General features: G+C 66.2%; 6 protein-coding genes. 3 read left to right on the forward strand and 3 right to left on the reverse strand.

The features are described from left to right. The 3 genes from purL to AC6RA4_RS20330 all read right to left on the reverse strand — a co-directional run. Nucleotides 1–1,434: phosphoribosylformylglycinamidine synthase subunit PurL (purL, locus tag AC6RA4_RS20320; RefSeq protein WP_500163441.1), on the reverse strand; the 1,434-nt coding region annotated here is incomplete at its 3' end. 74 nt (nt 1,435–1,508) lie between these two features. Next, nucleotides 1,509–2,372, reverse strand: coding sequence for a class I SAM-dependent methyltransferase (locus AC6RA4_RS20325; protein ID WP_500163443.1), 864 nt, complete (start codon nt 2,370–2,372; stop codon nt 1,509–1,511). Between the two features lie 238 nt (nt 2,373–2,610). Then, nucleotides 2,611–3,516 (reverse strand): LysR family transcriptional regulator, encoded by a 906-nt coding sequence (locus AC6RA4_RS20330; RefSeq protein ID WP_500163448.1) that lies wholly within the window; start codon nt 3,514–3,516, stop codon nt 2,611–2,613. 164 nt (nt 3,517–3,680) lie between these two features. On the opposite strand from AC6RA4_RS20330, the gene AC6RA4_RS20335 reads away from it, so the two are divergent. The 3 genes from AC6RA4_RS20335 (at nt 3,681) to ccmE (ending at nt 8,636) form a co-directional block, all read left to right on the forward strand. Then, entirely contained in the window at nt 3,681–7,103 is a 3,423-nt protein-coding gene (locus AC6RA4_RS20335) for an indolepyruvate ferredoxin oxidoreductase family protein (RefSeq protein ID WP_500163444.1), read from the forward strand. Between the two features lie 129 nt (nt 7,104–7,232). Beyond that, nucleotides 7,233–8,045 carry a glutamate racemase gene (gene murI, locus AC6RA4_RS20340; protein WP_500163446.1) on the forward strand — a complete coding sequence of 271 codons (813 nt, stop codon included), beginning with the start codon at nt 7,233–7,235 and terminating at the stop codon, nt 8,043–8,045. 141 nt (nt 8,046–8,186) lie between these two features. Further along, nucleotides 8,187–8,636 (forward strand): cytochrome c maturation protein CcmE, encoded by a 450-nt coding sequence (gene ccmE / locus AC6RA4_RS20345; RefSeq protein WP_500163447.1) that lies wholly within the window; start codon nt 8,187–8,189, stop codon nt 8,634–8,636. The last annotated feature ends 110 nt before the right edge of the window (nt 8,637–8,746 follow it).

The following is an 8,746-nucleotide window of genomic DNA, read 5'->3' on the forward strand; positions in this document are numbered from 1 at the left end:
CGCTATGAGGTTGCGATAGGCCTCGGCCACCGCCTGTTTGCCGCCTTCGACCGGGTCGGCGAAGACGTAGCGGGGGGTGACGTCGGAGGTGAAGGCGAGTGCTTTGGTGGTGCCGTGGACACGGACGAGGCCCGCGCCTGCGCCGGGCACGCGCATCGTGTCGGCCATGACTTGCGCGTCGTATTGCTCGTAGGCCCATGATTTACTGGCATAATTCGGGCTGGAGAGGAGGGCGCGGAGGGCGTCCATCGGGGCGATGTTGGGCAGCTCTTCGAGCGGCGCGCGGGCGGGTGTTGGTGTGTGTGGGCGGTCGTATTCGGGCGCGGTGCCGGAGAGGGCGCGGAGGGGGAGGTCGGCTTTGGTCTCGCCGTTGAGCGTGACGAGGAAGCGGTCTTCCGCGATGGTCTCACCCACGATGGCGAAGTCGAGATCCCACTTCTCAAACACGGCGCGGGCGATGTCCTCTTTCGCGGGGTCGAGGACCATGAGCATGCGCTCCTGGCTCTCGGATAGCATCATCTCGTAGGCCGTCATGTTCTCTTCGCGGACGGGCACTTTCTCGAGGTCGAGCCGCACGCCGAGCCCGCCCTTGTCGCCCATCTCGACAGCGGAGCAGGTGAGGCCGGCGGCGCCCATGTCCTGGATCGAGACGACCGCGCCGGTCTCCATCAATTCAAGACAGGCCTCGAGCAGGCGCTTCTCGGTGAAGGGGTCGCCCACCTGCACGGTCGGGCGTTTCTCTTCGATGGTGTCGTCGAACTCGGCCGAGGCCATGGTCGCGCCGCCAACGCCGTCGCGGCCGGTCTTGGCGCCGAGATAGACCACCGGCATGCCGATGCCCGAGGCGGCGGAGTAGAAGATCTTGTCGGCATCGGCGAGGCCCGCCGCGAAGGCGTTGACCAGGCAGTTGCCGTTATAGGCCGGGTGGAAGCGCACTTCGCCGCCGGCGGTCGGCACGCCGAAGCAGTTGCCGTAGCCGCCCACGCCTTCGACCACGCCATGCACGAGGCGGCGGGTCTTGGGGTGATCGGTTTCGCCGAAGCTCAGCGAGTTCATCGCCGCGATGGGCCGCGCCCCCATGGTGAAGACATCGCGCAGGATGCCGCCCACGCCGGTGGCCGCGCCCTGGTAGGGCTCGATATAGGAGGGGTGGTTGTGGCTCTCCATCTTGAAGACCACCGCCTGGCCATCGCCGATATCGACCACGCCGGCATTCTCCCCGGGGCCGCAGATCACCTGCGGGCCGGAGGTCGGCAGGTTCTTCAGGTGGATCTTCGACGACTTGTAGGAACAGTGCTCGTTCCACATGGCGGAAAAGATCCCGAGCTCGGTGAAGGTCGGCTCGCGGTTGAGGATCTGAAGGATGCGTGCGTATTCATCCGGCTTGATGCCGTGCGCCTCGATCAGCTCTTCGGTGATGGCCGGTTCCTGCATGCTCATACCCCTCTGGCAATCCTGCGCGCTCTTTAAGGCAAGGGTGACGCAGTGGGAAGGGGGCTGAGGGCCGCTCAGGGCCGGGTTGCGGAGAAAAGGTTGATGCGGGCGGGGATATGGCAGCCGTTGCCGTCGTCGAAGCCGCGAAACGCCTCGCGCACCCGGGCGTGGATCGCGGCACGGTCGGCCTCGGTGCCGTCCTTGTCGCGGATATGGCGCGAGATCGGGCCGACATACTGCGTGAGCGCCGCTGCCGCGTCGAAACCCTCGGGTACCTCGAGCGTGGTGTCGACGGTCTCGGCCTCTGTGTCGGTGTAGCCTGAAGCCTTGAGCAGCCCCAGCACGCGGGCGGTGTCGGCAAAGGCGGTGGGGCCGGGGCCGTGCGGATCGCCGGGCGTGGCAGGGCCGAGTCGCTCGACCGCGAAGCACATGGCGAGGTGGAACCACGGGTTGTGCTCGGCCGCGGCCCAGGCCGCGAAGACCAGCCGCCCGCCGGGGCGCAGGTGGCGGTGGAGGTTGGCAAAGCCCGCCACCGGGTCGGCGAAGAACATCAGCCCCATGCGCGACACGCAGAGATCGAAGGGAGCGCCCTCATGCGCCCATGTCTGGGCATCGGCGACAAGGAAATCCGGCGCGCAGGTCATCCCCTCGCTGCGCGTGCGCCCGACCTCGACCAGCGGGGCGGAGATGTCGAGCCCCAGCACATGGCCTTCGGTGCCCACGCGCTGGCCCGCCGCGATGGCCACCGCACCGGCACCGCAACCGATGTCGATGACCCGCTCGCCGGGGCGCGGATCGGCGGCGTCGAGGATGATGTCGGTGAGCCGCGCGTGCAGCGTGTCGAGCTCGTGGTGCAGCCGCACCCAGTGCTGGCCGGGGCCGGTGCTCCAGAAGGCTTCCTGACCCGCATTGGGCCCGTCTGTCATGCTGTCGGTCATCGCTGGTCTCCCCTGACAAAGCCTACCCAAGAATCCGGATGTGTGCGGCCAAAAAAAAGGCCGAGCACAAAGCTCGGCCGAAGTCCAACAGGGAGGTATGAAGATGATGCGCGCTCGGGCGCTTCAAGCTTCATCTGCCGAATATGTTATCAGTTCTGAGTCGATCAAGGGAGAAGATGCCGCAGAAGCAGCATTGCCGCCATGAATGTGGCGCATAGCTCACACTTTAAGGGCGAGTTTAGTCCGCTCCCATAGCCCGAAGCTGCCGCCGGTGGGCAAAGATTTCTTCCTGCACGAAGTCGCGGAAGGCCGCTACACGCTTGGAATGGCGCAACTCTTCCGGGTAGGCGAGGAACACTGGAACCTCGTTGCTTTCGATTTCGGGGAGCACGCGAACCACCGAGGGGAAATCCTCGATGATGTAATCGGGCAGAACGCCGATGCCGAGATTTGCGACCACGGCCTGCAACACGCCGAAATAGTTGTTTACCGTTAGCGCCGTCTGGATGTCGTAGGTCAGCAGCTCCTGCACCAGCAGTTTGCCCGCGGCCACCTGCGAAGAGGACGGGTTCTGGCAGATCAGCCGGTGCTGCGACAGTTCGTCGAGCGAGCTTGGCACGCCATGCTCGGCCAAATACTCGGGCGAGGCATACATGCGCATCCGGATCGACATCAGCCGCTTGCGGATCAGGTCGGCTTGGCTTGGCTCCTTCATGCGGATGGCGACATCGGCCTCGCGCATGGGAAGGTCGAGCACGCGCTCCTCGAGCATGAGGTCGATCTTGAGATCGGGAAACTTCTCGTAGAGCTTGGTCAGGCGGGGGGCGAGCCAGAGCACGCCGAAGCCGTGGGTGGTGGTGACCTTGAGCTCACCGAACACCTCTTCCTCGCTGTCGCGGATGCGCGCGGTGGCGGCGTCGATGCGTTTGACCATCGAGGCCGTGGCGTCGAACAGCAATTCGCCCTGCTCGGTGAGAATCAGCCCGCGGGCATGGCGGTGAAACAGGGTCGTGTTGAGCGACTCCTCAAGCGAGCGGATCTGCCGAGAGACCGCGGATTGCGACAGATGCAGCGCATCGCCCGCATGTGTCAGGCTGCCCGCATCCGCAACCGCGTGAAATATTCTTAGCTTGTCCCAGTCCATTTCGGTACCCATGCCTGCTCGCGGCGCCTGTATACGACAGATATCTTAAATAGGAACCTTTCCTTTCAGGACAGTCTGAAAACACGAAAAAAATGTTATGAAGGTCAGCTTTTTTGACCTATTATGTGGGCAGAATGCCACGTGATGAGCGTTGGGAGGCGCGCATGACCAAGCAAGTTATCTCACTCGAAGACCGTTTTGATCTCGACAAGAGCCCGGTGCTGCTGAACGGCACGCAGGCGCTTGTGCGTCTCATGTTGATCCAGAAGGCGCGGGACCGCGCCGCCGGGCTGAACACGGCTGGCTATGTCACCGGATACCGGGGCTCGCCGCTCGGCGCCGTCGATCTGCAGATGCAGCGCGCCGGGAAATATCTCGCCGCCGCCGACGTCACCTTTCAGGAGGGGCTGAACGAGGATCTCGCCGCCACCGCGCTCTGGGGCAGCCAGCAGGCCGAGCTGCGCGGCGAGGGCAAATATGACGGTGTCTTCGGCCTCTGGTACGGCAAGGGGCCGGGGGTCGACCGCTCGGGCGACGTGATGCGCCACGCCAACATGGCCGGCACCTCGCAGCATGGCGGCGTCATCATGGCGATGGGCGATGACCACACGGGCGAGAGCTCGACCGTGCTGCACCAGTCGGAATGGGCGATGGTCGATGCCTACATGCCGGTGGTCTCGCCCGCCGGCGTGCAGGAGATCCTCGATTACGGCGTCTACGCCTATGCGCTGTCGCGCTTTGCCGGCGTCTGGGTCGGGCTCAAGACGATGAAGGACACGGTCGAGGCCACGGCGGTGGTCGATGGCCGGCCCGAGCGCATGTCGCTGGTCACGCCGGAGTTCGACATGCCGCCCGGCGGGCTCAACATCCGGCTTGGCGATACGCCGCATGAGCAGGAAAAGCGCATCATCGATTACAAGCGCTTCGCCGCCGAGGCGTTCTCGCACGCCAACAAGATGGACAAGCGCATGTGGGGCAAGCCCGGCGCCAAGATCGGCTTTGTCGCGGCGGGCAAGAACTGGCTCGATCTGGTGCACGCGCTGTCGCTTCTGGGCATCGACGAGGCCGAGGCCGAGCGGCTGGGGATCACCACCTACAAGGTCGGCCAGACCTTCCCGCTCGACATGCTGGGCTTCCATGACTGGGCCGAGGGGCTCGACCTGATCGTCGTGGTCGAGGAGAAGCGCAAGCTGATCGAGGTGCAGGTCAAGGAGGCGATCTTCGACGACCGCCGCGGCCGCCGGGTCTATGGCTGGCACAAGGGCGGCGGCGCGGGCTCGATGCACGGGCCCGAGCTGTTCCCGACGCAGGGCGCGCTCGATCCGATCATGATCGCCGAGCGGCTGGGCACCATCCTGATCGAGGAAGGCCGCGACACCGAGCGCCTGCGCGCATCGCTGCAAACCCTAGCCGAGGCGCGGAAATCCGACAATGCCGAGGATATCGCAGCGCGGCTTCCCTATTACTGCGCCGGTTGCCCGCACAACACCTCCACCAAGGTGCCCGAAGGCAGCCGGGCCTATGCCGGCATCGGCTGTCACTACATGGTGCAGTGGATGGACCGCGAGACCACCGGCTTCACCCATATGGGCGGCGAGGGCGCGAACTGGATCGGCGAGGCGCCGTTCTCGACCCGCCCGCACGTGTTCCAGAACCTGGGCGACGGCACCTACAACCACTCAGGGGTGCAGGCGATCCGGGCCGCGCTCGCGGCAAACACCAACATCACCTACAAGATCCTCTACAACGACGCCGTCGCGATGACCGGCGGGCAGGCCAACGAGGGCGGGCTCACCGCCGATCGGATCGCCCGCGAGCTGGTGGCGATGGGCGTGCAGCGCCTCGTCGTGGTCTATGACGAGAAGGAGGACGTCGATTTCGGCCTCTTCCCGCAGGGCATCGAGCATTTCGAGCGTGCCGAGATGGACGCGGTGCAAAAGCGGATGCGCGAGGTCGAGGGTGTTTCGGTGATCCTCTACATCCAGACCTGCGCCGCCGAGAAGCGCCGCCGCCGCAAGCGCGGCAAGTTCCCGGACCCGGACAAGCGCGTCTTCATCAACACCGATGTCTGCGAGGGCTGCGGCGATTGCGGTGTGCAGTCGAACTGCGTCGCCATCGTGCCGGAAGAGACCGAGCTGGGCCGCAAGCGCGCCATCGACCAGTCGAGCTGCAACAAGGATTTCTCCTGCCTCAAGGGCTTCTGCCCGTCCTTCGTCACCCTCGAGGGGGCCAAGGTGCGCAAGGGCGCGACCACCGAGCTTGCGCTGCCCGACATGCCCGAGCCGGCGCTGCCGCCGATCGACGGCACCCATAACGTGGTGATCACCGGCGTGGGCGGCACCGGCGTGGTGACCATCGGCGCGGTGCTGGCGCAGGCGGCGCAGATCGCGGGCCTCGGCGCGGGGATGATGGAGATGGCCGGCCTCGCCCAGAAGGGCGGCGCGGTGCATATCCACCTGCGCCTCGCCAACCGCCCCGAGGACATCTCGGCGGTGCGCGTGGCGATCGGTGAGGCCCATGCGCTGATCGGCGGCGATCTCGTCGTGAGCGCCGGGGCCAAGACGCTTGGCCTGACCTCCTCGGGGCGCACCGGGGCGGTGGTCAACAGCCACGAGATCGTCACCGGAGAGTTCACCCGCAATACCGAATTTGCCTTGCCGAACGACCGCTTGAAGCTCGCAATTGAAGCGCGGATGCAAGAGCGGGCCAAGCTGTTCGACGCCACCGAGCTGGCCAAGGCGACGCTCGGCGACTCGATCTTCTCGAACATGATGATCCTTGGCGCCGCGTGGCAGCAGGGCCTCGTGCCGCTGCCGCATGACGCCATCGCCGAGGCGCTGCGCCTCAACGGCGCGGCGGTCGAGAAGAACCTGCGCGCCTTCGAGATCGGCCGCTGGGCGATGCTGCACCCGGAGGCGGCCGAAAGGCTCCTGAGCCCCACGGTGATCGAGAAGCCGAAGACGCTGGACGAGAAGATCGCCTTCCGCGAGGGTCACCTGACCGCCTATCAGAACAAGCGGCTGGCCAAGCGCTATCGCGCGCTGGTCGACCGCGCGGAGGATGAGCGTCTGCGCGAGGCCATCGCCAAGGGCTATCACAAGCTGCTCGCCTACAAGGACGAGTACGAGGTCGCGCGGCTGCATCTCGAGACCGAGGCCAAGGCGCGCGAACAGTTCGACGGCGATTTCAAGATGAGCTTCCACCTCGCGCCGCCGCTGCTGTCTAAGATTGGCTCGGACGGGCGCCCGGTGAAAAAGCAGTACGGCGAGGGGATGCTGCGCAATTTCCGCCTGCTGGCCAAGCTCAAGGGCCTGCGCGGCACGCCGCTCGATCCCTTCGGGCGCACCGCCGAGCGCAGGATGGAGCGCGCGCTGATCACGCAGTACGAGCGCGACATGGACGAGGTGCTGCCCAAGCTCACGCCTGAGACCCGCGATGCCATCGTGGCGCTGGCCGAGCTGCCTCTGAAGATCCGCGGCTTCGGTCCGGTCAAGGAGGCCAACGAGCGCGAGGCCGCCAAGCGCCGCGAGGAACTGCTCGCGGTGATCCGCGACGGCGGCGGGGCGCTGGCACAGGCGGCGGAGTGATCCGCCGCCCCGGCACTGTCCCGACTGCGGCGACGGTCGTAATGGATTTTTGCGCCAAAGCCCCGTAAGAGCAGGAAATGCCGCGAGAACGAGTCGCGGCACTGGGCAGTGACGGCAGGAGACAGGCCGATGGCGGTTGGGGTATTCGATTCCGGGCTTGGCGGGCTCACGGTGCTGGACGCGGTGAGCAAGCGCTTGCCCGACGTACCCTTCGTGTATTTCGCCGACAGCGCCCACGCGCCCTATGGCGTGCGCGACGCCGACGATATCTACAACCTGACCACCGCCGCGGTCGAGCGGCTCTGGGAGGCGGGCTGCGATCTCGTCATCCTCGCCTGCAACACCGCTTCCGCCGCCGCGCTGCGGCGCATGCAGGAAAGCTGGATCCCGCGCGACAAGCGGGTGCTGGGCGTCTTCGTGCCGCTGATCGAGGCGCTGACCGAGCGCCAGTGGGGCGACAACTCGCCGCCCCGCGAGGTTGCGGTGCAGCACGTGGCGCTGTTTGCCACGCCCGCCACCGTGCGCAGCCGTGCCTTCCAGCGCGAGCTGGCGTTCCGCGCCATCGGCGTCGATGTCGAGGCGCAGGCCTGTGGCGGGCTCGTCGATGCCATCGAGGAGGGCGACATGATCCTCGCCGAGGCGCTGGTGCGCAGCCATGTCGACGCCCTCAAGCGCAAGATGCCCGACCCGCAGGCGGCGATCCTCGGCTGCACCCATTACCCGCTGATGCAGGAGACCTTCCAGGAGGCGCTGGGGGCCGATGTCGCGGTCTATTCGCAGGCCAATCTCGTGGCCGAGTCGCTGGCCGACTACCTGCAGCGCCACCCGGAGATGATCGGCACCGGCACCGAGACCCGTTTCCTGACCACCGGCGATCCGCGCAAGGTCTCGGGCCACGCCACCCGCTTCCTGCGCCGCGAAATCAGCTTCGAGGCGGCCTGAGCGGCGCCCGGCCGACGCGCGTGCTCGCCGGAAATTGATCTGCCGCACTTACATGCGGGCCCTTGCATGCCATATAGTCCAGGCTGACAAGTCGGGACGTGTCGCGCAGGCTGGGCCGGTGCGATCAGGAGAGGAGAAACCATGTCGCTCAAATCGCTCAAGAAACAGCGCCGCATTCAGGTGATCGCGCTGGCCGCGGTCGCACTGATGGTCTCGACCGCGCTGATCGGCTACGCGATGCGGGACGGCATCAACTTCTTCCGCTCTCCGAGCCAGGTGGTGGAAGAGCCGCCGACGCCCAACGAGACCTTCCGCCTCGGCGGGCTGGTGGAGGAGGGCACTCTGATCCGCGGCGACGGCCACGAGATCCGCTTCAGCGTCACCGATGGCGGCGCCTCGGTGCCGGTGGTCTTCGCCGGCGTGCTGCCGGATCTCTTTGCCGAGAACCAAGGCATGGTGGGCACCGGACGCTATGTGGACGGGGTCTTCGTGGCCTCCGAGATCCTCGCCAAGCACGACGAGACCTACATGCCGAAAGAGGTCATGGACGCGCTGAAGGAGCAGGGCGTCTACCAGGATCCCAATAGCTGAGGCTTGGTGCGCCGTTGAGCGGACTGCTGCCTGGCTGAACGGTCGAACGCTCTAGGCGCGGAATCAAGGCCGCAGGCCGCCGCGCATCGGTCATGCTGAAAGCATGCCTC

It is taken from the genome of Salipiger sp. (assembly GCF_059781815.1).

Bases quoted from the DNA above. Each gene is read 5' to 3' on its own strand.
- AC6RA4_RS20325 (WP_500163443.1), bottom strand. From the start codon at position 2,372: ATGACCGACAGCATGACAGACGGGCCCAATGCGGGTCAGGAAGCCTTC.
- AC6RA4_RS20330 (WP_500163448.1), bottom strand. From the start codon at position 3,516: ATGGACTGGGACAAGCTAAGAATATTTCACGCGGTTGCGGATGCGGGC.
- murI (WP_500163446.1), top strand. From the start codon at position 7,233: ATGGCGGTTGGGGTATTCGATTCCGGGCTTGGCGGGCTCACGGTGCTG.
- AC6RA4_RS20335 (WP_500163444.1), top strand. From the start codon at position 3,681: ATGACCAAGCAAGTTATCTCACTCGAAGACCGTTTTGATCTCGACAAG.
- ccmE (WP_500163447.1), top strand. From the start codon at position 8,187: ATGTCGCTCAAATCGCTCAAGAAACAGCGCCGCATTCAGGTGATCGCG.